Source organism: Streptomyces sp. Alt3 (assembly GCF_030719215.1).
Lineage (GTDB): Bacteria > Actinomycetota > Actinomycetes > Streptomycetales > Streptomycetaceae > Streptomyces > Streptomyces glycanivorans.
On the sequence record NZ_CP120983.1, the window covers coordinates 7306064 to 7330812 of the forward strand.

31 protein-coding genes and 1 riboswitch are annotated in these 24749 nt (G+C 70.8%); of the genes, 11 read left to right on the top strand and 20 right to left on the bottom strand.

Going from position 1 to position 24749, the window contains the following annotated elements; translation table 11 throughout:
- Positions 1-43 precede the first annotated feature (43 nt).
- Positions 44-1606 (bottom strand): SDR family oxidoreductase, encoded by a 1563-nt coding sequence (locus tag P8A20_RS32395; protein ID WP_306104776.1) that lies wholly within the window; start codon positions 1604-1606, stop codon positions 44-46.
- A gap of 422 nt (positions 1607-2028) precedes the next feature.
- On the opposite strand from P8A20_RS32395, the gene P8A20_RS32400 reads away from it, so the two are divergent.
- Entirely contained in the window at positions 2029-2601 is a 573-nt protein-coding gene (locus P8A20_RS32400; protein ID WP_147962543.1) for a DUF4383 domain-containing protein, read from the top strand.
- Positions 2602-2655: 54 nt separating this feature from the next.
- Here the strand turns inward: P8A20_RS32400 and P8A20_RS32405 are convergent, their stop codons facing one another.
- From P8A20_RS32405 to P8A20_RS32425, 5 genes are all read right to left on the bottom strand, one after another.
- On the bottom strand, positions 2656-3387 hold the full coding sequence (locus P8A20_RS32405; RefSeq protein WP_147962544.1) for a CBS domain-containing protein: 732 nt from the start codon (positions 3385-3387) through the stop codon (positions 2656-2658).
- A gap of 144 nt (positions 3388-3531) precedes the next feature.
- The gene (locus tag P8A20_RS32410; protein ID WP_306104777.1) at positions 3532-4128 is read right to left on the bottom strand and encodes an Asp23/Gls24 family envelope stress response protein; all 597 of its coding nucleotides are present in this window, start codon (positions 4126-4128) and stop codon (positions 3532-3534) included.
- Positions 4125-5204 (bottom strand): DUF6286 domain-containing Asp23/Gls24 family envelope stress response protein, encoded by a 1080-nt coding sequence (locus P8A20_RS32415; protein WP_306104778.1) that lies wholly within the window; start codon positions 5202-5204, stop codon positions 4125-4127. Before P8A20_RS32415 ends, P8A20_RS32410 begins: the two co-directional genes overlap by 4 nt.
- Positions 5201-5386, bottom strand: coding sequence for a DUF2273 domain-containing protein (locus P8A20_RS32420; RefSeq protein ID WP_147962547.1), 186 nt, complete (start codon positions 5384-5386; stop codon positions 5201-5203). Before P8A20_RS32420 ends, P8A20_RS32415 begins: the two co-directional genes overlap by 4 nt.
- A 47-nt stretch (positions 5387-5433) precedes the next feature.
- Positions 5434-5937, bottom strand: coding sequence for an Asp23/Gls24 family envelope stress response protein (locus tag P8A20_RS32425; protein ID WP_306104779.1), 504 nt, complete (start codon positions 5935-5937; stop codon positions 5434-5436).
- A gap of 208 nt (positions 5938-6145) precedes the next feature.
- Between P8A20_RS32425 and P8A20_RS32430 the strand changes: the two genes are divergently transcribed.
- The 3 genes from P8A20_RS32430 to P8A20_RS32440 are packed head-to-tail and all read left to right on the top strand — an operon-like array spanning position 6146 to position 7709.
- Positions 6146-6736 carry an RNA polymerase sigma factor gene (locus P8A20_RS32430; protein WP_147962549.1) on the top strand — a complete coding sequence of 197 codons (591 nt, stop codon included), beginning with the start codon at positions 6146-6148 and terminating at the stop codon, positions 6734-6736.
- Entirely contained in the window at positions 6733-7365 is a 633-nt protein-coding gene (locus P8A20_RS32435) for an Asp23/Gls24 family envelope stress response protein (protein WP_306104780.1), read from the top strand. Before P8A20_RS32430 ends, P8A20_RS32435 begins: the two co-directional genes overlap by 4 nt.
- Positions 7362-7709 (top strand): hypothetical protein, encoded by a 348-nt coding sequence (locus P8A20_RS32440; RefSeq protein ID WP_261988918.1) that lies wholly within the window; start codon positions 7362-7364, stop codon positions 7707-7709. Before P8A20_RS32435 ends, P8A20_RS32440 begins: the two co-directional genes overlap by 4 nt.
- 178 nt (positions 7710-7887) lie before the next feature.
- Here P8A20_RS32440 and P8A20_RS32445 read toward each other — a convergent pair whose 3' ends face one another.
- The 4 genes from P8A20_RS32445 to P8A20_RS32460 all read right to left on the bottom strand — a co-directional run bounded on the left by P8A20_RS32445 (position 7888) and on the right by P8A20_RS32460 (position 11867).
- Complete coding sequence (locus tag P8A20_RS32445) at positions 7888-8724, bottom strand: SGNH/GDSL hydrolase family protein (protein WP_147962551.1); 837 nt, start codon at positions 8722-8724, stop codon at positions 7888-7890.
- Positions 8725-8885: 161 nt separating this feature from the next.
- The gene (locus P8A20_RS32450; protein ID WP_147962552.1) at positions 8886-9905 is read right to left on the bottom strand and encodes a hemolysin family protein; all 1020 of its coding nucleotides are present in this window, start codon (positions 9903-9905) and stop codon (positions 8886-8888) included.
- The gene (locus tag P8A20_RS32455) at positions 9902-11239 is read right to left on the bottom strand and encodes a hemolysin family protein (protein WP_147962553.1); all 1338 of its coding nucleotides are present in this window, start codon (positions 11237-11239) and stop codon (positions 9902-9904) included. Before P8A20_RS32455 ends, P8A20_RS32450 begins: the two co-directional genes overlap by 4 nt.
- A 208-nt stretch (positions 11240-11447) precedes the next feature.
- Entirely contained in the window at positions 11448-11867 is a 420-nt protein-coding gene (locus P8A20_RS32460; protein ID WP_147962554.1) for a GNAT family N-acetyltransferase, read from the bottom strand.
- A gap of 114 nt (positions 11868-11981) precedes the next feature.
- On the opposite strand from P8A20_RS32460, the gene P8A20_RS32465 reads away from it, so the two are divergent.
- Together P8A20_RS32465 and P8A20_RS32470 are read left to right on the top strand one after the other, a co-directional pair.
- Positions 11982-12209, top strand: a complete 228-nt coding sequence (locus P8A20_RS32465) for a hypothetical protein (RefSeq protein WP_014157595.1) — start codon at positions 11982-11984, stop codon at positions 12207-12209.
- Positions 12206-12577 (top strand): hypothetical protein, encoded by a 372-nt coding sequence (locus tag P8A20_RS32470; protein ID WP_014157596.1) that lies wholly within the window; start codon positions 12206-12208, stop codon positions 12575-12577. The genes P8A20_RS32465 and P8A20_RS32470 overlap by 4 nt, the downstream gene beginning before the upstream one ends.
- 19 nt (positions 12578-12596) lie before the next feature.
- On the opposite strand, the gene P8A20_RS32475 is transcribed toward P8A20_RS32470, so the two are convergent.
- The 4 genes from P8A20_RS32475 to bioB form a co-directional block, all read right to left on the bottom strand.
- On the bottom strand, positions 12597-13292 hold the full coding sequence (locus P8A20_RS32475) for a class I SAM-dependent methyltransferase (protein ID WP_306104781.1): 696 nt from the start codon (positions 13290-13292) through the stop codon (positions 12597-12599).
- 99 nt (positions 13293-13391) lie between these two features.
- The gene (bioD, locus tag P8A20_RS32480; RefSeq protein WP_147962556.1) at positions 13392-14081 is read right to left on the bottom strand and encodes a dethiobiotin synthase; all 690 of its coding nucleotides are present in this window, start codon (positions 14079-14081) and stop codon (positions 13392-13394) included.
- A 1-nt stretch (position 14082) separates the two neighbouring features.
- Entirely contained in the window at positions 14083-15387 is a 1305-nt protein-coding gene (locus P8A20_RS32485) for an adenosylmethionine--8-amino-7-oxononanoate transaminase (protein ID WP_306104782.1), read from the bottom strand.
- Positions 15380-16597, bottom strand: coding sequence for a biotin synthase BioB (bioB, locus tag P8A20_RS32490; protein WP_306105224.1), 1218 nt, complete (start codon positions 16595-16597; stop codon positions 15380-15382). The genes P8A20_RS32485 and bioB overlap by 8 nt, the downstream gene beginning before the upstream one ends.
- A 144-nt stretch (positions 16598-16741) precedes the next feature.
- Here bioB and P8A20_RS32495 point away from each other — a divergent pair, with 144 nt between their 5' ends.
- Complete coding sequence (locus tag P8A20_RS32495) at positions 16742-17890, top strand: 8-amino-7-oxononanoate synthase (protein ID WP_147962558.1); 1149 nt, start codon at positions 16742-16744, stop codon at positions 17888-17890.
- Here P8A20_RS32495 and P8A20_RS32500 read toward each other — a convergent pair.
- Both P8A20_RS32500 and P8A20_RS32505 read right to left on the bottom strand, forming a co-directional pair.
- Complete coding sequence (locus P8A20_RS32500; RefSeq protein ID WP_147962559.1) at positions 17883-18089, bottom strand: DUF397 domain-containing protein; 207 nt, start codon at positions 18087-18089, stop codon at positions 17883-17885. The two genes, P8A20_RS32495 and P8A20_RS32500, sit on opposite strands and share 8 nt — an antisense overlap.
- Complete coding sequence (locus P8A20_RS32505) at positions 18026-18979, bottom strand: helix-turn-helix domain-containing protein (RefSeq protein ID WP_306104783.1); 954 nt, start codon at positions 18977-18979, stop codon at positions 18026-18028. The genes P8A20_RS32500 and P8A20_RS32505 overlap by 64 nt, the downstream gene beginning before the upstream one ends.
- 233 nt (positions 18980-19212) lie before the next feature.
- Here P8A20_RS32505 and P8A20_RS32510 point away from each other — a divergent pair, with 233 nt between their 5' ends.
- A complete protein-coding gene (locus P8A20_RS32510; RefSeq protein ID WP_306104784.1) occupies positions 19213-19644 on the top strand; it encodes an ATP-binding protein in 432 nt (143 codons plus the stop codon).
- A 283-nt stretch (positions 19645-19927) separates the two neighbouring features.
- Here the strand turns inward: P8A20_RS32510 and P8A20_RS32520 are convergent, their stop codons facing one another.
- From P8A20_RS32520 to P8A20_RS32530, 3 genes are all read right to left on the bottom strand, one after another.
- Positions 19928-20398, bottom strand: coding sequence for a C40 family peptidase (locus P8A20_RS32520; RefSeq protein ID WP_147962562.1), 471 nt, complete (start codon positions 20396-20398; stop codon positions 19928-19930).
- 28 nt (positions 20399-20426) lie between these two features.
- Positions 20427-20505: riboswitch (cyclic di-AMP (ydaO/yuaA leader) on the bottom strand.
- A 434-nt stretch (positions 20506-20939) separates the two neighbouring features.
- Complete coding sequence (locus tag P8A20_RS32525; RefSeq protein ID WP_147962563.1) at positions 20940-21248, bottom strand: hypothetical protein; 309 nt, start codon at positions 21246-21248, stop codon at positions 20940-20942.
- A 7-nt stretch (positions 21249-21255) separates the two neighbouring features.
- On the bottom strand, positions 21256-21891 hold the full coding sequence (locus P8A20_RS32530) for an ATP-dependent Clp protease proteolytic subunit (RefSeq protein ID WP_306104785.1): 636 nt from the start codon (positions 21889-21891) through the stop codon (positions 21256-21258).
- Positions 21892-21976: 85 nt separating this feature from the next.
- Here P8A20_RS32530 and P8A20_RS32535 point away from each other — a divergent pair, with 85 nt between their 5' ends.
- On the top strand, positions 21977-22276 hold the full coding sequence (locus P8A20_RS32535) for a type II toxin-antitoxin system Phd/YefM family antitoxin (RefSeq protein WP_147962565.1): 300 nt from the start codon (positions 21977-21979) through the stop codon (positions 22274-22276).
- Between the two features lie 294 nt (positions 22277-22570).
- On the opposite strand, the gene P8A20_RS32540 is transcribed toward P8A20_RS32535, so the two are convergent.
- Positions 22571-23566, bottom strand: coding sequence for an ABC transporter permease (locus P8A20_RS32540; RefSeq protein ID WP_306104787.1), 996 nt, complete (start codon positions 23564-23566; stop codon positions 22571-22573).
- A gap of 109 nt (positions 23567-23675) precedes the next feature.
- Between P8A20_RS32540 and P8A20_RS32545 the strand changes: the two genes are divergently transcribed.
- Positions 23676-24296, top strand: coding sequence for a TetR/AcrR family transcriptional regulator (locus tag P8A20_RS32545; protein ID WP_306104788.1), 621 nt, complete (start codon positions 23676-23678; stop codon positions 24294-24296).
- A gap of 139 nt (positions 24297-24435) precedes the next feature.
- Positions 24436-24738: an urease subunit gamma gene (locus P8A20_RS32550; RefSeq protein ID WP_104790628.1), complete on the top strand. Its 303-nt coding sequence runs from the start codon at positions 24436-24438 to the stop codon at positions 24736-24738.
- Positions 24739-24749: the final 11 nt, after the last annotated feature.

Here is a 24749-nt window from a genome sequence, read left to right on the forward strand (position 1 = left end):
CAGGCGTGCTGCCGGTCACCGTCAGGTGTGGCTGCGCATGTCGTCACGGACGGGAGCGCGACGCCGACGGGCCGGTGCGGGCCTTGTTCGCGTGCGCGCACATCCCCTTGGCGGCGGCTTGCGTGATGTTCCGGGCCATCCCACCGAAGACCACCGCGTGGAACGGGGAGACGCACCACCAGTAGACGTGACCGAGCAGGCCGCGAGGATGGAAGACGGCACGCTGGCGGTAGAGGGTGAGCTTTCCGTCGCACGTCTCGGCGTACATCTCCAGCCAGGCGAGGCCGGGCAGGCGCATTTCGGCGCGCAGTCGCAGCAGGTGGCCCGGTTCGATCTCTTCGACACGCCAGAAGTCCAGTGAGTCGCCCACACGCAGGCGTTCGGCGTCCCTGCGTCCGCGGCGCAGTCCCACACCGCCGACCAGACGGTCCAGCCAGCCCCGGACCGCCCAGGCGAGCGGGAAGGAGTACCAGCCGTTGTCCCCGCCTATGCCCTCGATCACCTTCCACAGTGACTCGCGGGACGTGTCCACCGTGAGTTGCCGCTCGTCCTGGTAGAGGCTGCCGCCGGCCCACTCCGGATCGGTGGGCAGAGGGTCGCTGGGCGCCCCCGGCACGGCGGCGGACGACCAGCGTGTGGTGACCTCGGCCTCACGGACTCGGCGCAGCGCGAGATCCAGGGCCTCCTCGAACGGCAGTGGCCGACCCGGTGCGTCCGGGACGTAGCGGGCGATGTCGTGTTCGTCGCACACGACCTCGTGACGCAGCGACTCGGTCAGTGGCCGGGCGATCGAAGCGGGCACCGGGGTGACGAGGCCGACCCAGTGGCTGGACAGCCTCGGAGTGAGGACCGGCACGGGCACGATGAGGCGTCGCCGGAGCCCGGCGACCTCGGCGTACCGGCGCATCATCTCCTGGTACGTGAGAACGTCAGGTCCGCCGATGTCGAACGCGCGGTCCACATCCGCCGGCATGGTGGCCGAGCCGACCAGGTAGTGCAGCACATCGCGGACCCCGATGGGCTGTGTGCGGGTGCTCACCCAGCTCGGGGTCACCATGACCGGCAGTCGTTCCGTGAGGTAGCGCAGCATCTCGAAGGAGGCCGATCCGGAGCCCACGACCACCGCCGCCCGCAGCACGGTGGCCGGAACGGGCGCCTCCAGGAAGATGCGTCCCACCTCCGCACGGGAGCGCAGATGCGGTGACAGTTCCCGTTCCGGGACCCCGCTCGGGGTGAGCCCGCCCAGGTACACGATGCGCCGCACCCCGGCGGCGTGTGCCTGCTCGGCGAAGATCCGTGCAGCTCGGCGATCGGTGTCCTCGAAACCGGAACCGGTTCCGAGGGCGTGCACCAGGTAGTAGGCCACGTCGATTCCCCGCATGCTCGCAGCGACGGACGCGGCGTCGGTGACATCCCCGGCGACCGGCTCGACCTCCTGTGCCCAGGGGTGGTCACGCAGTTTGCCCGGCGAGCGGGCCAGACACCGCACAGTGTGGCCCGCTTCCAGCAGTTCCGGCACGAGACGCCCGCCGATGTACCCGGACGCGCCGGTGACCAGGCAGTTCAGCCGCTCAGCCGTCTTCGGCCCACGCCCGTCGGTGTTCACGAGCGCTTCTCCTCGCGCTCGGCCCGGTACCGCGCTGCGAGACGCCCCGTCGCGGCGCCGCTGTGTGACGGGACCGGGGCCATGGGTGTCGCTTCCGTCGCGGCGCCGCTGTGTGACGGGACCGGGGCCATGGGTGTCGCTTCCGTCGCGGCGCCGCTGTGTGACGGGACCGGGGCCATGGGTGTCGCTTCCGTCGCGGCGTGGTGCATGGGCGTCTCCTGCCGTGTGCGTCGGGCGGTCGGATCCGCCCCACACCTACTTCCGGCCGGAGCAGGCAGATGGATGCACAAGGCGCAAAACGGCTCGGCCGGTCTTACGCGTGGTCCGGCAGCCCCTCCCTCTCCCCGGCCGGGCGAGGGGGCGTACGGGTGACAGGGGGCCGTACCGGCATCCGTACGCGCGGCTCCGGCAGAAGAAGGACCATGAAGCTTCGAGACGAACTTCCCGTCGATCACCACCTGGCGACCGTCTACCGCTACGGAGCCGCCGTCTGCGGCCTCGTCCTGCTCGCCTTCGCCGCACTGGGCTTCGCCGATGCCCTCACCCCGTTCGACACGGCCGGGGACACGGTCGCGGGTATGACCACCAACACCACGCTGAGTGTGATCTCCACGGTGGTGGGACTGGCCCTCCTCATCGGGGCCGTCATCGGAGGCAACTTCGCCTCCACCCTCAACATGACGGTCGGAGGACTGTTCGTCCTGAGCGGATTCGTCCACATCTTCGTGCTGGACCGGTCCGCCAACTTCCTCGACTTCGGCATGGCCAACGTGATGTTCAGCTTTGTCATGGGACTGGTCATCGCGACGTTCGGCATGTACGGCAGGGTCACCAGCCGCCTGTCCCACGAGAACCCGTACTGGCGACGCAGGCACCCCGAACAGGCAGGGCACGAGGGTGCTTCGGTCCGTCACCTGCGCGAGGGACTCGACCCGGGCCTGCTGCCCGCAGGTCGGACACCCGGCGTCACGGGCCGGGAGCCCGACGACGAGTGACATGCCCCAGGGGTACGTGTTCCGGGGGGCCACGGCGCCGCCGTGGCCCCCCGGTCATGACCGTTCCCGCTGTTCGGCGTGAGCGGGGGCGCCCTTCTCCCCGCCGGCCGTGACCGGCGTGAGGCCGGGCCGGATGTCCACGTGCGCGTCGCGCGAGAGACGGTCGACAGCACGAGCACCGTGCGAAAGGTGGTCGACGACGTGAGCGTCGCGCGAGAGATGGTCGACCACATCCACCACACCGTCGACGCTCCGGCACAGACGCAGGAGGACCTGCACGGTGTCACGGCCGCGCACGGTGCCGCTCAACGTGACGAGCCCCTCGGACACCTCCACGTTCAACGAGGACGGACTGAGCCGAAGCGTCCGGGTCACCACTTCTTCGAGGATCTCCTCCTGGATCGCGCGATCCCGGCGAAGGAAGACCTGAAGGAGATCGCTGCGGCTCAGGACTCCGACCAGACGGCCCTGACCGTCGACGACGGGGAGCCGCTTGACCCGGTGCTCCTCCATCACCCGAGCGGCGTGCACGACGTTCCACCGGGGCTCGGCGGTGACGGCAGGATGGCTCATCAGCGCGCCGGCGTCCCGTGCGGCGCCGGTGGTGCGGTTGCGCAGAAGATCGGCCTCGGAGACGACGCCGACCGGACGCCCCGCGTCGTCCACGACCGGCACAGCGGTGACGGCCGACTCACTGAGCAGACGGGCGATCTCCTTGAAAGTGGTGCCGCGCTGGATGCTGATGACCGACGGCGTCATCAGATCGGCGACGGTGAGTTGTCCCATCGTTCGACCCCTACCGGCATGACTGGAAGCGTGGGTGAGTCATGCTTTCCTCGACCTCCGGACAGAACACGCTCCCTTTGTGTAACTTTCGCCCCGCCGAGAAGGTTCCGGCGTGCTGTTCGGACCTACCGGTCGCGTGGGTGGTCATCGCTCCTGGCGAACGCCTGAGTGCCTGCGGGTGGTGGTGCTGATCCGTGTTCCGCCGCTCACGGCATGGGGCTGCAGGGACTCCCTGGCCTCGGTGAGCACGGTGGACAGCGAGGGCAGGACCGAGGCCGGGGCGATGTGCGGGTGGATCCACACGCGTGTACGAATGTGCAGGTGGTGGCCCTTCGCCCGGATGCGGACTTCGCACCGAGCCACGCCGTCCACCGAGCTCGTCCGCCGGGTCAGCACGTCGCGGAGGGCCCGAAGACGGAGATCCCCGCCGGGCGCAGGCAGGCGCACGCGGCCCGACCGCACACCACCGCCGTACAGACCGATGAACCACAGTGCGAAGAACGCCGTCAGAAGCGTGCCGAGGACGATGACCGAGGTGGTCCACCAGGCAGACCCACGCAGGTCCGAAAGCCGTTCCGGGCTCACCAGTACCGCTCCCGGCAGGCCGTCGGGCCACCAGGAGGGAAGCCGGTCGGCGATGGACGCCTCCGTCCCCGTGATCAGCGCACCGGCCGATACGAGTACCAGACCGAGGGCACCCAGCGCGATGCGGCCGGAGGTCCGGTGCGAGGGTGTCATCATGTGCGTCCTTGCGTCGGGGGCGAGGCAGGCGCCTTCTCGGCCGACTGCGACTGCGACTGCGACTGCGACTGCGACTGCGACTGCGACTGCGACTGCGACTGCGACTGCGACTGCGGCCGAGGCGCCGGTGCCAATGCGGGTGCCGATGCCGGTGCCGGTGCGGGGCCCACGGCCGGTGGCTGCCGCCAGGTCGGGTCGGGATCGAGCGTGATGCGGAGACGCGGGGCGCGCCGCAGCGCGCACCCACCGACGGCGAGGCGGGCCGCAGCCTGTACGTCGCCGCGCGCGGCCGCACGGTCACCGAACGACAGTCGGGCCCGGACCACGACGCGCCGACGCCCCACCCGGACCCTCACCCTGCCGATGCCTGCGACGTCCGACACCGCCTCCCGGACCAGTGCGGAGACCGCCGAGCGGTCGAGGGCGAAGACCGGCTGGTCCACGGGCGGCGAAAGGGACAGCAGGTGGCGCTGCCCGGGTGTGACCGCCAGGACGATCAGTACCAGGCCCATCAGGACGGCACCGGCGCCCCCCAGGACGACGGGCAGTTCACCCGCCCCGTGGGTGGAAAGCCAGTCCACGGCACCGCCGCGCCACCGGGCGGGTGGACGGCCCAGCAGGTGCACCCGCGCGACGTCGAAAACCACAGCGCCGCCGGCCAGGGTGGCCCCGCCTGTGACAGCGGCCGTGGGCAGACGCCGGGAAGACCACCACCGGCGTGCGCCCGGCCGGACAGGTCCTCCTCCGGACGGACCCGACGGATCGGCCCGGAGGAGCGGGGCGTCGGCGTGAAGCGCACGGACGCTCACCTCCGCCCGTGGGACATCGAGCCCGCTCAGCCGGCGGGTGCGTGCGGCGACGTGGTCCTGGACGAGCCTCACGGAGTCGGCCACGGGCACCGGGTAGGGCAGGGCAAGATCCAACGACACCCTCGCCCGGTCCCCCCTGACGGTCGCCGAGACGCTCGTGGCCGCGACGCCCCGGCCGGGCAGGGACTCCGTGACGGCACGCCGGGCGATCCTGCGGACGGCCTTCTCCGACACCGTGGTGGTGCCTCGTTGCGACGGTGTGATCATCGGCGGTTCCGCTCGAACGCGTCCCTGAGCGCGTCAGGCACACCCCCACCGTCGAGCCGGTGACCGACGAAGGCGCCCACTGCTCCCAGGGAGGCGACGAGGAGGAACGCGCCGAAACCTCCGAAGTACGCGGCGAACGCCAGGGCCATACCCGCCCCCGTCCCGACCACCGGCCTGCTCATCTTCTCCACCTCTCGAACGACTGCCCGGCCCCGGTTCCGGCTGCCGGTCACTCCACCCTGGAATCGGTCGAGGTGGAGTCGCCGTCCTCGTCCGGCAGATGCACGTCGTTCACCGTCACGTTGACCTCGACGACCTCCAGGCCTGTGATGCGTTCGACGGCGGCGATCACGTTCTCCCGCACGTCACGGGCCAGGTCCGCGATCGCCACTCCGTATTCGACGACCAGGTCGACGTCGATGGCGGTCTGCCGTTCGCCGACCTCGACCTTGACGCCACGGCCGACGTTGGGGCGGCCGCCCGGCACCCGGTCGCGAACGGCACCGAGTGTGCGCGAGAGCCCGCCGCCCATGTCGTGAACACCCGGGATCTCCCTGGCGGCACTGCCGGCGATCTTCACGACCACGACGTCCGCGATGGATGTCCTGCCCCGGGTGGCGGCAGGCTCGTTCGCGCCGGTGGCACCACCCGTGAGAGCCGTCGTGCCCTGTTCGCCCCTCGCGCTGTGCGGGACGGAAGCGCTCTTGGTGACCGGGGCCGTCTGCGTAGTCATGGCAGATCCTCCTTGTACGGTGTGCGAACTGATCTCACACCTGTAGAACCGCCCGGACGCGTTCCGTGACGCCGGGCTCAGGAATTCCTTTCCACCGTCGTCACTCCGGCCACGAGCAGGGCATGCCGTACGCACCCGTCCCGTGCTGCGTAACAGGGAGACGCGGTCGTGTGTCCAACCGGAAGAGAGCGAACGAAAGGAGTCACCCGTGCCGCCCGCCCCCGAACAGGCCGTGTCAGCGGTCGGTGAGGACCGAAGCGACACCGACGACGCCTTGCTGGTCGTGCGGGCGGCCGAGGGGGACGAGGAAGCCTTCGCCGTCCTCGTACGCCTCCACGCCCCCACACTGGTACGCATGGCCACGCGCATGCTGGGCAACGAGCCGGAAGCGGAGGACGCCGTACAGGACGCCCTCATCAGTGCCTGGCGCAAACTGCCGCAGTTCCAGATGCAGTCGACGTTCCGTACCTGGGTCTACCGCATCGTCACCAACCGCTGTCTGAACGTGCTGCGATCCCGCAGACCCGTCGACCACCTGGACGCCGCGGACCATCTGGCAGCACCGGAGCACACCGTCTCACCGGCACGGATCGCGGAGTCGCACGCGGCGGTCGACGAGCTCCAGACGGCGCTGACCACCTTGTCGGCCGAACAGCGTGCCTGCTGGGTGCTCCGAGAACTGGACGGCCAGTCCTACGAGTTCATCGCGCAGGCCGTCGGAATCAGCCAGGAGGCCGTCCGTGCCCGGGTCTTCCGCGCCCGACGATCTCTCACACAACAACTGGGGGCCTGGCGATGACTGCCCGCACCGACCCTCCCGACCGGTCGCAGCACGACGGCGACGGAGACGACGAACAACTGCCCTGCGGCCGTTCGCTCTCCGACGTCTGGGACCTCTGGGAACAGGAGAAGGACGACCCGCATCTGACCGACTGCCCCCACTGCCGGCAGGCGGTCGGTGAGCTCGCGGCCCTGGAGACCTCGGTGCGCCAGTTGCGCGAACGGTCGGCCACCGCCGAGTTCTACGACGCCCGTGCCCTGACTCAGCGGATCATGGACGTCGTTCGCCTGGAACTGCGGCCCGGGCGCCCGCTGCCCCTGGGCGAGCCGGAGGAAGACCTGTGGATCGTGGAATCAGCGGCAGCCAGGACGGTCCGCGCGGCAGCCGAGACCGTCGAGGGGGTACGCGCGGGATCCTGCAGGATCAGCGTCGAGCGCCTCCCTGAACGGGAAGCGCCGTGCGTCGACGTACGTCTCGAGATCCACGCACCCGCCTCGGCCCAGTTGCAGGATCTGGCCGAACAGGTCCGCCACCGCGTCCTGAGCGCTGCAGACAGCACCCTGGGGCTGACCCTGAACGAGATCGACATCCGGATCACCGATCTGCTCGACGCGGCTGACGGACCCGGGGGAGGGGAGGGTCGGTGACCGGAACGGTGCCCACGGCGCTCATCGAGGAAGTGGCCCGAGCGGTGCTGGCCGTGGAGGGCGTCGCCTTCCTCAAGCCGGGAGTGGCGCAGCAGGTGCGCTCCGCGCTGTCCGGCACGAGGCAGCCGGGTGCGACGCGTGCTCCTGGGCTGAGGATGAGCCGGAACGCCGGGGGACGGGAGCGTCCGTGGGACGTCGATGTGCACATCGTGGTGCTGGGTGAGGCACGGGCCGTCGACGTCGCCAGAGGAGCGCGGAAGGCGGTCGCGGCCTGTCTGACGAGGAGGTTCCCCGGAGAGACCGCACCGGCGCACATCACCGTGACGGTGACAGGACTGGTGTGAGCGCCCCGCCGGGGAAGCCCGCGGGCTCGGCACCGGTGATCGGCCCGGGTTCCTTCGGCCCCGAGCGAGGGCCAGGGCCGTGACGCGGACCAACGGTTTCCGTGGGTCCGTGTCGCTCTCCGGTCCGTGGCCCCGTCCGGCCGTCAGCCGTCAGCCGTCAGCCGTCAGCCGTCAGCCGTCAGCCGTCGAGCCGACGCCAGCCTGCCACCGGGCCGGGGACCGCCCCGTCCTCGGGGGTGATCCAGAACGCCTGCCCGAGTCCCGCGTCGAACTGCGCGCCGGCCCGGCCGTCGCCGGACGAGCGCCCGGTCAGGCGCCTCCCGATCCAGGGCATCAGGTGCTGCCGGGCGAAACGGACGTCATCGATCCGCCGCTGCGCCCACCGAGCGGGTACGGACGCGGGCATCGGGGTCCGCCAGTCGCTCTCCGCCGGCAGCCCCAGCGCCTGCCAGACCGCTTCCGCGACCCTGCGGTGCCCCTCGGCCGTCAGGTGGAGCCGGTCGACGTCCCACATGCGTGGATCGCCCAGCGACGGAGCGCCGTACAGATCGGCCACCACGGCGCCGTGGCGGTCGGCCAGATCACCGACCAGCGAGAACAGCTCCTCCATGCGCGGGCGGAAGCGTTCCATCACCGGACCGTTCCGGCCGGGGCTGCGCATCAGCACCAAGGTCTTGCACGACGGCGCGAGGCGCTCCACCGCCTCCTCGAGCCGGCCGCGGACCATGCCCATGTCGCACTTCGGCCGCAGGGTGTCGTTGAGCCCGCCGACGAGTGTGATCACATCCGGCTGCAGTGACGCGGCGACCGCGACCTGCTCGTCGACGATCTGGCCGATGAGCTTGCCCCGGACGGCGAGGTTGGCGTACCGGAATCCGGGCGTGCGGGCCGCGAGGCGGGAGGCGAGGACGTCGGCCCAGCCGCGGTAGGAACCATCGGGCAGCAGATCCGACATGCCCTCGGTGAACGAGTCGCCGACCGCGACAAGACTGGTGTAGGAGGCATTCATTTCCATGGCGATGCCGATCGTACCGCGACAGCGGCACACGGCCGGGACCGCGGAGGAAATGAGGGAGGGGCCCGCAGCCGGGGGCGGTACCGGGCTGCGGGGCGGACACGACATGGAGGAGGGGCGCGACCGAAGCCGCACCCCTCCTCCCCTCGCTGTGTCACATGTCAGCGGGCCTGGTGCCTGCCCACCAGCTCGCGCAGCACGTCCTCCATCGTGATCATGCCGGCCAGCCTGCCGTCCTCGTCGAGCACGGCCGCCAGATGTGTCCGGCTGCGCCGCAGCGCGGTCAGCACATCGTCCAGCGGTGTCGCCGCACGCACCCGGGCGATCGGCCTCAGCGCCGTCACCGGGAAGGGAACGTCGCGTGGCGTGGCGTCCAGCGCGTCCTTCACGTGCAGGTACCCGATGATGCGCTGCTCGCTGTCCATCACCGGGAAGCGCGAGAAGCCCGACTCGTGCGAGAGCCGTTCCAGTTCCTCGGGGGTCGTGCCGACCCTGGTGTACAGCACCCGGTCGACCGGGAGCAGCACGTCCCGGACCGGGCGCCGTCCCAGCTCCAGCGCGTGCCGCAGGCGGTCCGCCGAGCGGTCGTCGACGAGACCCGAGTCCTCGGCGTCCTTGACGAGGCGCGCCAGTTCGTCGTCGGAGAAGGTCGCTGAGACCTCGTCCTTGGTCTCCACCCGCAACAGTTTCAGCAGCGTGTTCGCGAACGCGTTGATCGCGAAGATCACCGGCTTCAGTGCCCGGGCGAGAGTCACCAGGGGAGGGCCGAGCAGCAGCGCGGTGCGGGCCGGCTCGGCGAGTGCGATGTTCTTCGGCACCATCTCACCGAGCAGCATGTGCAGGTACGTCGCCACGGTCAGCGCGATGACGAACGAGATGGGGTGCACGAGCCCGTGCGGTACGCCCACCGCGTCGAAGACGGGTTCCAGCAGATGGGCGATGGCGGGTTCGGCGACGATGCCCAGCACCAGGGTGCAGAGCGTGATGCCCAGCTGCGCCGCAGCGAGGAGCGCCGAGACGTGCTCGAGACCCCAGATGACACTGCGGGCCCGCCGGTCCCCGGATTCGGCCGCGGGCTCGATCTGGCTGCGGCGCACGGAGATCAGCGCGAACTCCGCACCGACGAAGAAGGCGTTGACCACCAGGGTCAGAAGGCCGATGAAGAGCTGGACGGCGGTCATCGTTCGTCCTCCGCCGGCTCGTCGTCACCGGGCAGCGGCGCGTGCAGCAGGGCACGCGCGGCACGGTGCCCCGAGGCGTCCACCACGTCGATCCGCCAGCCCGTGAGCTCCACGGTGTCGCCCACCACCGGAATGCGGCCGACCTCCGTGGCGATCAGTCCGGCCAGCGTCTCGTACGGGCCGTCCGGCACCCGCAGCCCGATGGTGCGGAGCTGGTCGGTGCGGGCGGCGCCGTCGGCGGACCACAGGGTGCGCCCGTCGGCGTCCTCGCCCGCGGCCGCCAGGTCGGGGGTCTCGTGCGGGTCGTGTTCGTCCCGTACCTCGCCGACGACTTCCTCCACGATGTCCTCCAGCGTCACGACGCCCGCCGTGCCGCCGTACTCGTCGATGACGACCGCCATGGCCAGCTTTCCGGAGAGCCGGTCCAGCAGACGGTCCACGGTGAGGGTCTCCGGCACGAGCAGCGGCTCGCGGAGCATGTCCGACACCCGCTTGCGGGGCCGCTGCTCCGCGGGAACGGCCAGTACGTCCTTGATGTGCGCGACACCCACGACCGTGTCCAGGCTGCCCCGGTAGACGGGGAACCGGGAGAGACCGGTCGCCCGCGTCGCGTTCGCGACGTCCTCGGCGGTCGCCTGCACCTCGAGGGCGGTGACCTGGACGCGGGGGGTCATGACGTTCTCCGCGGTCAGTTCGGACAGGTTGAGGGTGCGTACGAAGAGCTCGGCGGTGTCCGCCTCGAGCGCGCCCTCCTTCGCGGAGTGGCGCGCCAGGGCCACCAGTTCCTGCGGGCTGCGGGCCGTGGCCAGCTCCTCCGCCGGCTCCAGGCCGAAGCGCCGCACGATGCGGTTGGCGGTGTTGTTGAGGTGGCTGATGAAGGGCCGGAAGACCGCGGTGAACGCGCGCTGCGGTGTGGCGACGGCCCGGGCCACGGTCAGGGGTGAGGAGATCGCCCAGTTCTTCGGGACGAGCTCACCGACCACCATCAGGACCACGGTGGACAGTGCGGTACCGATGACGAGGGCCAGCGAGGAGGACACACCGGGCGACAGACCGGTCGCTTCCACCGGTCCCTGGATGAGCTTGGAGATGGACGGCTCGGAGAGCATGCCCACGACCAGGTTGGTGACGGTGATGCCGAGCTGCGCGCCGGAGAGCTGGTAGGTGAGGCTACGTACGGCTTTGAGCGCTCCCGCCGCGCCGCGGTCCCCACGCTCGACGGATTCCTCGAGCTCGCCGCGCTCCACGGTGGTCAGAGAGAACTCGGCCGCCACGAAAACCCCGCAGACGAGGGAAAGCAGCAGCGCCACGAGGAGCAGGAGCACTTCGGTCATCGGTTCACCTCCGTCCCATGATCGGGCAGGGGCGGAAGGATCGCGCGATGTCGGCGGTGTCGACTACTGGGGGGCTCGCCCATGGGCGGACGCTCACACCTTTCGAAAGGGTCGGACGGTCGAGGATCCATAGTAAAGGATCGGCAAAAAGCCCTGTCCGGCGTGCGGTTTGCTGCTGTTCGCAGGCCTCTGGCGGTCGTGGCCTGGTTCAGAGAGGCTTGACCCATCGCCGCCAGTGGTCCTCGCGATGGTAGCCAGCCGAGCCCCATGTGTGATGCGCCTGCTCGTTCGCCTCCAGCACCATGGCGTCGATCCGCCGCCCGCCCAGGGCGAGGAATCGTTGCTCCGCGGCGTCCGTCAGCGCCGTGGCGATGCCCTGTCGCCGGCAGTCGGGGTGCACGGCCAGCCGGTACACGGAGCACCGCCATCCGTCGAAGCCGGCTATGACGGTTCCGGCGATCCGGCCGTCGCGCTCCGCGAGGATCAGGGCCCCGGGGTCCCGTGCGATCAACTGGGCCACTCCGGCGTCGTCGTCGGTGATGCTGGTGCCTTCCGCCGCCTCACGCCAGAACCGCAGGACGGCGGCGATGTCCGGGTGACCGGCGTGGCGGATGTCGAGATCAGTCATGACAGGAGCCAACCAGAGGGCTCAGGTGCGGGGCGACCGCTTTCCCGCGCAGTCTCCGAGGCATGGCCGCCGTTCCCCTTGCGAGTGCTAGCGCGTACGCGCTAGCGTGATGGCGTGCCCAAGACTCAGCTGAACGTTCGAGTGGACGAGGCCACCGCCGAGGCAGCGCGGCAGCGTGCCCTCCAGCGGGGGATGAGCGTGAACCGCTACATAGAGGAACTCGTCAAACAGGATGCGGGCGAGGTGGGACACACCTTCGTCGAGGCCGCGGCCGACTTCATGAAGCAGTACGAGTCGGTGTTCGCCGAGGAGTTCGGCCCGGAGCGCGAAGGCACCCGTTGAACCTGCAGATCGACCTTTCCTGGCTGCTCATGGTCGCCGAGCACAAGACGCCCGGTGATCCACAGGTCGTCGACTGGGGCGCGCTCGTCGCCGCCGTCAGCCGGCACGAGGCGGAGATCTTCGGCAGCCCCGTCTACAGCGATCCGCACTCCAGGGCGGCCGCCCTGCTCCAGTTGCTCCTCCATGTGCCCGCGCTCGAACACTCCAACGCGATGTTCGCCTCCGCCGTCGCCTACGGCTACCTCGTCGCGTCCGGCCTGAAGGTCATCACCTCACCCGAGCAGGTCCGCGACCTGGCCCGGCTGGTGAAGGAGGGCAAGGCCGATGTCAGGGCCATCGCCGACGAACTGCGCCGCTGGAGCCTGTGACCGGGGGTGACCGGGCTCCTCAGCCCCTCCCGGCCGGGCGGTCCACCACGACGGACCGGCGGGCCACGCCGATCACGCACGGGGAGCTCGGCAGACGCACGCCCTTCTCGGGGACACGGAACCGTCGGTACATCCCCAGTTCGAAGCCGGCCGCCTCGATCGCCGTGACCGTGTCCCGTGCCGTGTGGCAGCCCCCGAAGAGCAGCGGCCAGAGTGTGCGGTCCGCCGCCCGCTGCACCGTCGCGAGCGTCCCCTCGGGTGCCAGGGTGTGCTCGAAGAAGCGCAGCTCACCGCCAGGCCGCAGCACCCGCTTGATCTCCGACAACGCTTGCGGCAGGTCCCTCACGGTGCACAGGACCAGCGAGGCCACCGCCGCGTCGAACGCCTCGCTCTTGACCGGCAGCGCCTCGGCCGTCCCCGGCACGACGTCGACCGGCACCTCCGCACGCATCGCCGCCCCGGTCGCCAGCCGTCGCAGACTGCGCTCGGGCTCGATCGCCACCACTTCGGAGACAGCCCCCGGGTAGTGGGCGAAATTGAGGCCGTTTCCCGCGCCGATCTCGATGACACGGCCGGAAAGCCCGTCGAGGAGTTCGTCACGACGGCCCGCCAGCCCTCCCCTGAGATCGGCGGTCACGCTCAGCCGGGCGTAGAAACGGGCGAAAACCGGGTGGTGTACCGCGTCCCGGGGGACGGGTGTGCTGCGCCGTCGCATGATCGGGCCTCCTCGGAGGGCATGTGAACACGCCTCTCCTTCGATTCTCCCCCCCGTACGGGCCCGCCGGGACCCCGCGGCGCGGGCCCGTACGGCCGCTCAGCCGGCGGGACGGTCCCCGCCCAGTTCGGGTGCCAGCCAACTCCTCGCCCGGGCCCGGAAGTCGGCCGGTTCCAGCGCTCCGGCCCCGGCCGGCACCGCGCCCAGCAGCGGGGCGCCCGCCGCGACCGGAAGGTCGTCGATGTTGCACCGCGAGGCCAGGTCCGGATCGGCCGGCATGCTCCCCACCACGACTCCGGTACAGGAGAGCCCCCGGGTCCGCAGGGCCTCCGTCGTCAGCGCGGTGGCGTTGAGGGTTCCGAGACCCGCGGGTGCCACCACCAGCAAGGGCGCCTCCATCAGCCGTGCGGCGTCCGCGAGCGTGGCCCCCTCCTCGTCGTAGCGCACGAGGAGCCCGCCCGCGCCCTCGACCAGCACGAGGTCGTGCTCCGTCGTCAGCTTCTGGGCGGCCTCGGCGATCTCGTACGGGCGTACGGGTGCGAGGCCGGCTCGGCGTGCCGCCGTCCCGGGCGCCAACGGATCCGGGAAACGGGCCAGTTCTACCGCCGTGACATGCGCGCCCGCGAGGCGCGCCACCTCGGCGGCATCCCCCGGTTCGCCCGGGGCGAGCCCCGTCTGGGCCGGCTTGAGCACCGCGACCCGGAGGCCCCGGTACGCCGCCGCCACCGCCGCGGTCACGATCGTCTTGCCGATCTCGGTGCCCGTGCCGGTCACCACGAGGATCGTCATCTCAGCCCTCCTTCGCCGCGGCGCACACGGCCCGGCAGATCCGTGCCACATCGTCGTCGCCGGTCACATAGGGCGGCATCGTGTACACGAGATCACGGAACGGGCGCAGCCATACGCCCTCGCGGACCGCGGCCCGTGTCGCTGCCGCCATGTCCACCTCGTGGTCGAGCTGCACGACCCCGATGGCGCCCAGCACCCGGACATCGCGTACGCCCGGAACGCCGGCGGCCTCCGCCAGCCCGCGTCGCAGTCCCGCGCCGATCCGCTTCACCTCCAGCTCCCAGTCCTGGCCCAGCAGGAGGTCCACGGACGCGCAGGCGACCGCCGAGGCCAGTGGGTTGCCCATGAACGTCGGACCGTGCGCCAGCACCGGCACGTCGCCGCTCGAAATGCCCTCCGCCACCCGTGAGGTGCACAGCGTCGCCGCCAGCGTCAGATACCCGCCGGTCAGCGCCTTGCCGACGCACATGACATCCGGGGAGACCCCGGCGTGCCCGGCCGCGAACAACTGCCCGGTCCGGCCGAACCCCGTCGCGATCTCGTCGAACACCAGCAGCACGTCGTGCTCGTCGCACGCCTCACGAAGCACCCGCAGGTAGGTGGGGGAGTGGAAACGCATTCCGCCCGCACCCTGCACCACGGGCTCCACGATCACCGCTGCCAGCTCGTCGGCGTGGGCGGCCACCAGCTCGCGCAGATGCCTCACGTAGGCGTCGTCGGGTGCGGCGTCGAAGCCGTCCGGCGGGGCGTCCGCGAAGACCTGCCGGGGGAGCGAACCCGACCACAGCTCGTGCATCCCGCCCTCGGGGTCGCACACCGACATGGGCTGCCAGGTGTCCCCGTGGTACCCGCCGCGCCACGTCAGCAGCCGGCGCTTGGCGGGCCGCCCCGCCGAACGCCAGTACTGCAGACACATCTTCACCGCGACCTCGACGGAGACCGACCCCGAGTCGGCGAGGAAGACGTGCTGGAGGGGCTCGGGAGTGATCTCCACCAGCCGTGTCGCCAGCCGGACGGCGGGCTCGTGCGTGAGCCCGCCGAACATCACATGGCTCATCCGGTCCAGCTGGCCGCGTGCGGCATCGTTGAGCACCGGATGGTTGTAACCGTGGACCGCCGACCACCAGGACGACATGCCGTCCACCAGTTCGAGCTGACCGTGGGCGGGTTGGGCGAGCCGCAGACGTACCCCCGACGCCGACTCCACGACCAGCGGCTCCTGCCGGCCCGGCATCGGGCCGTAGGGGTGCCAGACGTGGGCCCTGTCCAGGGCGCGGAGTTCCGCCGGGCCGATCCGGTCAGGCATTGGGTGCGAGGTCCGTCCCGGCGCCTCGGCGGCGGACCGCCACCAGGTCGTTGCGCGCAGTCAGGGCCTCCGACGGCTCCGGAACGGCAGCCGCACCGGCGCCCTCGCCGCACGGAGCGCAGCCGCCGACGTGCGAGCCGCACCCGCCGCCCTCGTGAGTACCGGAAGCGCCGCCCTCGTGCGAGCCGCAGTCCGCGGCCGCGGGGGCGCGGTGCCCGGGGAGGGTGGTGGTGTCCGCTCCCTCGACCTCGAAACCGGCGTCCGCGATCATGTCGAGATCGGTCTGGCCCGACTGGCCCTCAGTGGTCAGATAGTCACCGAGGAAGATGGAATTGACCAGGTTCAGGGCGAGCGGCTGCATCGAGCGCAGATGGACCTCGCGACCGCCCGCGAGCCGCACCTCGACGTCCGGGCAGACGAACCTGACCATCGCCAGGATGCGCAGGCACCGCTGCGGAGTCAGATGCCAGTCCTTCGCGAGCGGTGTCCCCTCCATGGGGATCAGGAAGTTCACCGGCACCGAGTCGGGATCCAGCGCACGCAGGGAGAACACGACGTCCACCAGGTCGGCGTCGGTCTCGCCCATCCCCGCGATCAGCCCGGAGCACGCCGAGAGTCCGGCGGCCTGCGCCTGCTGGACGGTGTCCACCCGGTCGGCGTACGTGTGCGTGGTCGTGATGTCCCCGTACGTCCCCTCCGAGGTGTTGAGGTTGTGGTTGTACGCGTCGGCCCCCGCCGACCTCAGCCGGTCGGCCTGGCCCTCCGACAGCAGACCCAGGCAGGCACACACCTCGACGCCCTCGTGCTGCTCCTTGATGGCCTCGATCGTCTGCGACACCCGGTCGACGTCGCGGTCGGTCGGCCCCCGGCCGCTGGCCACCAGGCACACCCGCTTGGCGCCGCCGGCCACGCCCGCGGCGGCGGCCTTCCGCGCCTCGTCGGGCTTCAGCCAGGTGTACTTGAGGATCTCGGCCTTGGAGCCGAGACGCTGCGAGCAGTACGAGCAGTCCTCGGGGCAGAGCCCGGACTTCAGGTTCACCAGGTAGTTGAGTTTGACGCGCCGGCCGAACCACTGGCGGCGCACCTTTCCGGCCGCGGCCACCACGTCGAGCAGTTCGTCGTCGGAGGTCGCCAGTACGGCGAGCGCTTCGTCCCGGGTCGGCAGTTCGCGCCGCAGCCCTTTGTCCACCAGCGTGTTCAGCAGGTCCATGGCCTTGATCCTGACGTACGGCACCGCCATCGGCCAAGGAGGAACCGGACAGTACGTCCGGTCGATGCTGTGTGTATTGCCACACCCTGGCCGGTTGCGCACCCGGCTAAGGTCTGTGAGCTGCCTACAAAAAGGGACCCGCTCATGTCCTACGCCCCCTTCGACTGGATCGACGACGAGGCCCGGCGCCGAGCCGCCGCCGGACTCGTCCGGACGCTGCGCCCCCGGGCCGCGGAGACGGAACTGCTGGACCTCGCCAGCAACGACTACCTGGGGCTGAGCCGCAACCCCGAAGTGACAGCAGCGGCAGCGGCGGCGGCACGGACCTGGGGCGCGGGTGCCACCGGGTCGCGGCTCGTCACCGGGTCCACCGCGCTGCACGCCGCACTCGAACACGAACTGGCCGCCTTCTGCGGGTTCGAGGCCGCCCTGGTGTTCTCCTCCGGCTACGCGGCGAACCTCGCCGCACTCACGGCGCTGACCGGACACGACTCGCTGATCGTCTCCGACGCGGGCAACCACGCCTCGATCGTGGACGGCTGCCGGCTCTCCCGGGCCGCCACCGCCGTCGTACCGCACGCGGACCCCGAGGCCGTACGGAAGGCGCTCCGGACGCACGGCGGGCGGGCGCTGGCCGTGACCGACTCCGTCTTCTCGGTGGACGGCGACGCCGCCCCGCTCGCCGGACTCGCCGGTGTCTGCCGCGAAGCGGGTGCGCCCCTCGTGGTCGACGACGCGCACGGACTCGGGGTGCTGGGCGAGGGCGGGCGCGGGGCGCTCGCGGCCGCCGGGCTCGCAGGCGGCGAGGGAATCGTGGCCACTCTCACGCTCTCCAAGTCGCTCGGCAGCCAGGGCGGAGCGGTCCTCGGCCCAGCCCGGGTCATCCGTCACCTGGTCAACACGGCCCGTACGTTCATCTTCGACACCGGACTCGCACCGGCGGCCGCCGGAGCGGCCCTGGGCGCGCTGCGTCTGCTGCGCCGCGAACCCGAACGCGCGGAGAGGGCAGGGGAGGTCGCCCTGGAACTGCACGGACGGCTGGTGGCGGCCGGCCTGACCGCCGTGCGTCCCGACGCCGCCGTCGTGTCGGTCCGTGCTCCCTCGGCCGAGTCGGCGGTGCGCTGGGCCGCCGACTGCCGTGCGGCGGGGCTCGCCGTGGGGTGCTTCCGGCCGCCTTCGGTGCCCGACGGGATCTCGCGGCTGAGGCTGACCGCCCGTGCCGACCTGACCCAGGAGCAGATCGGAGCGGCCGTGGACACGATCCTGACGACGGCGCCGCTGCCGGTCAGCTGACCGGGTGGTCGCGCAGTCCGGCCACGAACGACGTCCATGCCGTCGCCGAGAAGCGAAGCGCGGGCATCGACGTGTTCTTGGAATCCCTCACGGCGAGACGGGCGTCGCCGAGCGACGCGGCTTCCACGCAGTTGTTCATCCCGGTGCTGCGGCTGCTGCGCCGCCACCTCGGTGCGGGCTGTACGGGACGGTCGGACATCGTGCCCCCCTCGGGCAGTCTGAAGGTTCCGCCTGATCGCCGCGGCTCAGAGCGGCGATGAGGTCCAGCGAATGCTCCGGCGACAGCGCGTGCTCCTGCATCGTGCGGAAGGCCGAGCTGTACGCCTCAAGGTCTTCTCTCCGCTCCAGGTAGAGACTGCTCGTCAAGTGATCGAGAACGATCACATCCAGATCGAAAGTGGTCGAAAAAGAGAAGATAACGAACGGCCCGGTGAGGCCGATATAGCTCCCCGCGGAAAATGGCAGTAACTGGAGCATCACGTGCGGGAATTGAGCCACTTCCGTCAGATGGCGCAGCTGTCCCTCCATCACCCCGGGCCCGCCGACGCTCCGCCGCAGTACCGCTTCGTCGATCACGACGCTCAGCCGCAGCGGCCGGGGCGAGTGGAGGACGTTCTGCCGGGCGAGCCTGACCTCGACCAGCGAATCGAGCTGGGCGGGCGGCAGCCCGTCCAGTGAGGACCGGGTCACTGCCCGCGCGTAGTCGGCGGTCTGCAGCAGTCCCGGGACCACCGAGGTCTCCAGCGTGCGCGCGGCGAAGGCCTGCGACTCCAGGCTGATGAAGTCGCGGTACTGGGGCGGGATGAGCCCACGGTAGGCGTGCCACCACCCGTTCCCGCCGCCCCCCGCGGAGCCGGCGAGCGTCCGGAGCAGGGAACGCAACTGCCGGTCGTCCACGCCGTACGCTTCCATCAGCCGGGTCACGTCACCCGGTGTCACCCCGCTCGCCCCCGTCTCGATCCGGCTCACCTTCGACTGGTGCCAGCCGAGCAGTGCGGCGGCGTCCCGGCTCGTGAGTCCCGATGTGTGGCGAAGAGCGCGCAGTTCCTCCCCGAGCTTGCGACGGCGTACAGCAGGGCCGTTCCGCATGACGGCCTCCTCCCGTTGTCACGGAGGGCCGTACCCAAGCGGGGGCCGGCCCGGAAAGGGGCAAGTGTCGCGTCCGCACACGGCCCGGGCGGCGGAGTTCACCGTATTGGGCGATAGATATATGCATATCTTGGTGGATCGCCGTCATGGAGGGCGGCAACGGTGGCAGTCTGGCGCGAGGCACAATCCAGGCCGGCCGTGGGCCGGTCGGGTGGGAAAGGGACGGCGTCGCCATGGCAGACCATCAGGAAGCAACCGTCACTCTGCCGAGCGATCCGGTCTCGGTCTCCGCGGCGCGGAGATATGTGGCCCAAGTGGTCACGGACTGGGGCCTGGCCGAGGACGGCGACACCGCCGACACCATCCGGCTGATCGTCTCGGAACTCGCCACCAACGCCGTCCAGCACACCTTCGGGCAGTCGCCCACCTTCACCGTCGATCTCCGGCTCGACCGGGACGTCGAGTTCTACCTGGGTGTGACGGACAGCCACCCTCGCCGGCCCCAACGGCTGCCCGCCGCGGTGCGGCAGGACAACGGGCGCGGCATGGCGATCATCCGGGCCCTGGCGAAGGAGCACGGCGGCAGGCTCGGCGTCAGCCCCACCCCGGACGGGGGGAAGACCGTGTCGATCGCCCTTCCCTGGCCGGTTCCCGCGCAGGCGTGACGCTGTCGCACGCGTGACCGGGAGAGGTCTCACCCGGCGGAGGCCGGGCGTCGGACGGCGGGCGGTGACGGAGACATCGCCGACGACCACCTCCGGCACCACCGACAGGCCGAGGACCACGCCGACCGGCGCGGACATCCGGACGCGGCCCGGCTGCGGCCGTCGGCTGCGCCGGCCGCGTACCGCCCGTGCGATCAAGGGCGGCAGCGGCACGGCACTCACCGCGTCGGGGCTCGTGCTGGTGACCGGTCCCCTGCTGCGCCGAACCTGCTGGGGAGGAGTGTCAGCGGACCCTCCCGTACCAGACGTTCCCGGACCAGATCTTTTCCAGCCGGACCACGGCCCCGGCCTTGGGCGAGTGCCAGATCTTCCCGCTGCCGGCGTAGATCCCGACGTGGTACACGCTGCGGCCCGCGTGGAAGAAGACCAGGTCGCCGCGTTTCCGCTGCGACCTGGAGATATGGCGGGTCTTGTTGTACTGCTGCTGCGCCGTGCGGGGGAGTTTTTTTCCGGCCTTCTTGAACGAATAGAGCGTGAGCCCTGAGCAGTCGAACCGGGAGGGGCCCGTGGCTCCCCATCTGTAAGGGGCACCCTTCTTCGAGGCGGCGATCTTGAGTGCCTTCGTCGAGTGGGTGGCGGCCTCGGCTTCGTCCACGAAGCCCGGGGCCAGCACGGTGGTGCCTACGGCGAAGGTCAGAACCGAGGCCGTACCGACCCGGGCGAACAGAGACGGGACATGAACCTGCGCAGTCATGCGCAACCCTTCGTCAGCCGCCTGTGAAGGATGACCTGTCGGGTTCGGGCTGGCGAAGTTGCCCGGCCGCGTGCAGCGGCTTCACCCCGAGGGCCGTCCGGATCTCCGGCCGGCCCGTTGTGCTCGGGTCCTCCACTCCTGCCGATCCACTCCTGTCGACCAGGCATCCGGACGGCGGCAGGACTCGGCGTCCGCCCGGACCGCCCCGCCGCGGCGGCGGGGGCTTGTCGTCCCAGGGATCTTTACCTACGCGCCGCCGGATTTCCTGTCTGAAGTGGCGGTATGTGAGAGTCGTCACGACTGATCCGATCGAGTGGACGCCGCGTGCGCGGAGCCGCGGCGGCCGGACCTGACCAGCCGTGTACCAGCGGTGGAACGACGTATTACGTTCAGTGTCCGCGTCGGATGCGCAAGTTGGGCTGTCCCTCGGGCGGGGGACCTTCTACGCCGATCGAGCGAGGGAAACTCATCGGCCTGCCGGGCGTGTCGTACACGTGTGCCGAAAGGGCCGGTGTGATCGGCGAGTCGGTGGTGAACACGGTCAACTCGACGGCTCCTGAGGCAGGGCCACCCGGCCCGCCCGGCGCTCTCCGTCCAGCAGTCGCAACGCCCTGGCCAGGGTGTCCGCATGGATCTGCGACTCACCCCGCTCATGCATCAGCACGAGTGCGTCCCGTAAGGCCACCGCCCGCGACGCGAGGGCCTGGGCCGCCCGCAGCGCTCCGTAGGTGTCGCTGCCCCGGGCGGGATTGATGCGCCCGACCTGGTCGAGCACCTCCAGATAGCAGTCGATGAACTCGGCCTCGGCGCGGGTCAGTGCGGGAAGCTGCGGGAACTGGGGTGGGAGCATCGGGCGTTCACCTCGACGAGTGCGGCGGCTGGGGCGGCGTGCGGTTCTCCACGACGTGGTCCACCAGTCCGTACGCCAGGGCGGCCTCGGCGTCGAGGATGGTGTCCCGTTCGATGTCGGCGGCGATCCGGCCCGTGGAACGACCCGTGTGGCGGGCCAGCATGGCCGTGAGCAGCTCGCGCTCGCGCGTCAACTCGCGGGCTCGGATGTCGAGATCGGACAGCTGGCCCTGCACCGGCTCGTCCAGAACGGGTTGCTGGATGAGTACCCGGGCGCCAGGCAGGGCATGTCGGCGTCCCGGTGAGCCGGCGGCGAGGAGCACGGCGGCGGCCGCCCCCGCCTGCCCGAGACAGAAGGTCTCCACCTCGCAGGCGAGGAACTGAATGGTGTCGTAGATCGCCGTCATCGCGTGGAACGAGCCCCCGGGCGAGTTGATGTACAGGGAAAGCGGCCGGTCCGGGTCCGCGTGCTCCAGATACATGAACTGGGCGACGAGGTCGGTCGCCGCGGTGTCGTCGACAGGCGTACCGAGGAAGACGATCCGCTCGGACAGCAGCTTCGCGTACGGATCCGTGTTCCGGGTTCCGTGGGCGGTGCGCTCGGTGAACTCGGGCAGAACGTAGCGGGCGGCGGGACGGAACATGGCGGTGCCTCTCCTGGACCTCGGACTGCATGAATTCGAAGTACGTAAAAAATGTACAGGACGTACAGGAGGTTAGAATGGGGCCATGGCCTACGAGATTCCGGTGACGCAAGCCCGGGCGGAGCTCGCCGAACTGATCAACCGCGTCGTGTACGGCGGTGAGCGTGTGGTGGTGACGCGGCACGGGAAGCCTTTGGTCGCCCTGGTATCCGCCGCTGACCTGCAGCGACTCGAGAACGAAGAGGTCGAGGCGCAGGAGGCCGTGGCGGAGGAACAGGTGATCAGCTCGGTGTCCTCGCTGCGCTCGCTCCCGTCCGCCACGGGCGAACGGCACCGCTTCGGTATCGCCGCCGAGCACCGGGGCCACGAGGAGCGGGAACGCTGACGCTCCGCACCGCCTGTCGCGGACGCTCCGAGGGGCGCGGGGGGCGTCGCCGCCCGCGGAGACGCCCGTGGAAGCGCCCGTGGGGACGCCCGTGGAAGCGCCCGTGGGGACGCCCGTGGAAGCGCCCGTGGGGACGCCCGTGGAAGCGCCCGTGGGGACGCCCGTGGAAGCGCCCGTGGGGACGCCCGTGGAAGCGCCCGTGGGGACGCCCGTGGAAGCGCCCGTGGGAGAGCGCCAAGAGCCGTGCCCCCACCTGATCCCGGTGGGGGCACGGCTCGTCCGGTCGGTGGGCCGTCAGCCCGTGAGGGCCGGTTCGCGAGCGTGATCGGGGGCCGCCGCCGCATCTTCCGCCCCCGCCTTCCCGCGTCCGCCCATCAGCACGGCGATCAGGCCCACCACGGCCCACGCCGCCAGGATCAGCGCGGCTCCACTCGCCGCGGCCCCGTCGAAGAACGCCGCTGACCTCAGCAGTGAGCCGCCGGCGCCGGGCGGGAGCCACTGGCCGACCGCTCCGACCGGTTCGGGGAGGAGTTCGGGCGCGCTCGTGACACCGGAGAAGGAATTGCCGAGCAGTACCATCAGCAGCGCGCCCAGGCCGATTCCCTTCGTGCCGAGCAGTGCCGCGAGCCCGGCGACGGCCGACGCGATGGCCAGCACGGTGAGCCCGATGACACCCGCTTCCGTCCACCGGTCGCCCGTGACCACACCCAGCCAGCTGTGGGCGATCGCCGTGGCCGCCATGCCCACCAGTCCGGCCGCGCCGACAAGGGTGAGGGCCGCCCGGGAGCCTCGCAGCCCCAAGAGGGTCACCATCGCCCCCGCGGCGACGCCGGCGAGAGCCAGGGGCAGGATGCTCGCGCCCAGGGCGGCGCCGCGTGGATCCGCCTTCGGTGCGGCGACGACGTCGGTGACCGGTACGGCCGCTCCGGCGGGCGCGGCCCCCTTCACGGCCTCGGTCAGCAACTGGGCGACGACAGGGCTCGCCGCCGACGCCGTGAGCAGCTGCGGCCCCTTGCCGGTGGCGACGACGGCGCCGTATACGACCCGGTCCTCGATCGCCGCGCGGGCCGCTTCGGCGTCGGCGTACCGATGGATCTCGAAGGCGCCCTCGCGTTGCTCGAACGCCTTCTGCAGCTGATCGGCCGCCGGGGCGGAACCCGCGACGCCCACGGGCAGGTCGCGCGGGGCGATCCGGGCCGCGGGCCACGAGAAGGCCCAGAGGCTGAGTGTCACGATCAACGGGACCAGCAGGATGACGGCGACCGCGCGGCGGTTCGGCGCAGCAGGCATGACGACTGCCTCAATTCAAAGAGAAGGATCGTTCGTTTTACGGGATGCGGACACTGTCTCCCCGCCCCGTGCGCTTGTCAAGAAGGAACGTTCGTTTTAGATTGTCGCCATGGCACGTGTATCCCAGGAGCACCTCGACGCCCGCCGCCGGCAGATCCTCTCCGGCGCCGCCCACTGCTTCGCGCGCAACGGCTTCCACAGCGCGTCGATGCAGGACGTGCTGAAGGAGGTCGGTCTGTCGGCGGGGGCCGTCTACCGGTACTTCGCCGGCAAGGAGGACCTGATCGCGGCCATCGCCGACGAGGCGTTCGGCGGCATCCGCCGGGCGTTCGAGGAGGCCGCCGAATCGACTCCGCCGCCGACGCCCGACGTATTGCTCGGCAGGGTGCTGCGGGGCGTCTTCGAGGGGCAGATGTACGGGCTGGAGCGCCGCGCGTGCGCCGCGCTCGTCGTCCAGGTGTGGGCCGAGACCCTGCGGAACGACCGGCTCTCCGAGACCCTCGGTGAGGGCTACGCGGGCATGCGCGTGGCCTGGGCGAAGCTGGTGGAGGCCTACCGCGCGGCCGGGTTGATGCCCTCCGGTGTGCCGGCCGACGACGTCGCCCGGACCCTGATCGCGACCGCCCAGGGGTTCATCGCGCAGGAGGCTCTGTTCGGCGGGGTCGAGCCCGAGGTCCTGGAGAACGGCCTGCGCGCGCTGATGTCCATGGATCTGCAAAAGATCAGTTAACGCGCCGGAAAAACTTCCGCCCTAACGTGCAATACCTGGTCGCGGAATCCTCTTCATCGTTCAACAGAGTGTTGAAGGCGGGATAGGGTCCCGCTGCGCCCGGGGCAGGTACCGGGCGGTAGACGAAGAGGGTGGAAGCGTGCAACTGACTCCGCACGAACAGGAACGCCTGCTCATCCACGTGGCGGCCGATGTCGCAGAGAAGCGCAGGGCGCGCGGTCTGCGGCTGAACCACCCCGAGGCGATCGCGCTGATCACCTCGCACCTTCTGGAAGGCGCCCGCGACGGCCGGACCGTGGCCGAACTCATGGCCTCCGGCCGGAAGGTGCTCACCCGTGACGACGTCATGGACGGCATCCCGGAAATGATCCACGACGTGCAGGTCGAGGCCACCTTCCCGGACGGCACCAAGCTGGTCACCGTCCACGAGCCGATCGTCTGACGGGGGAGCAG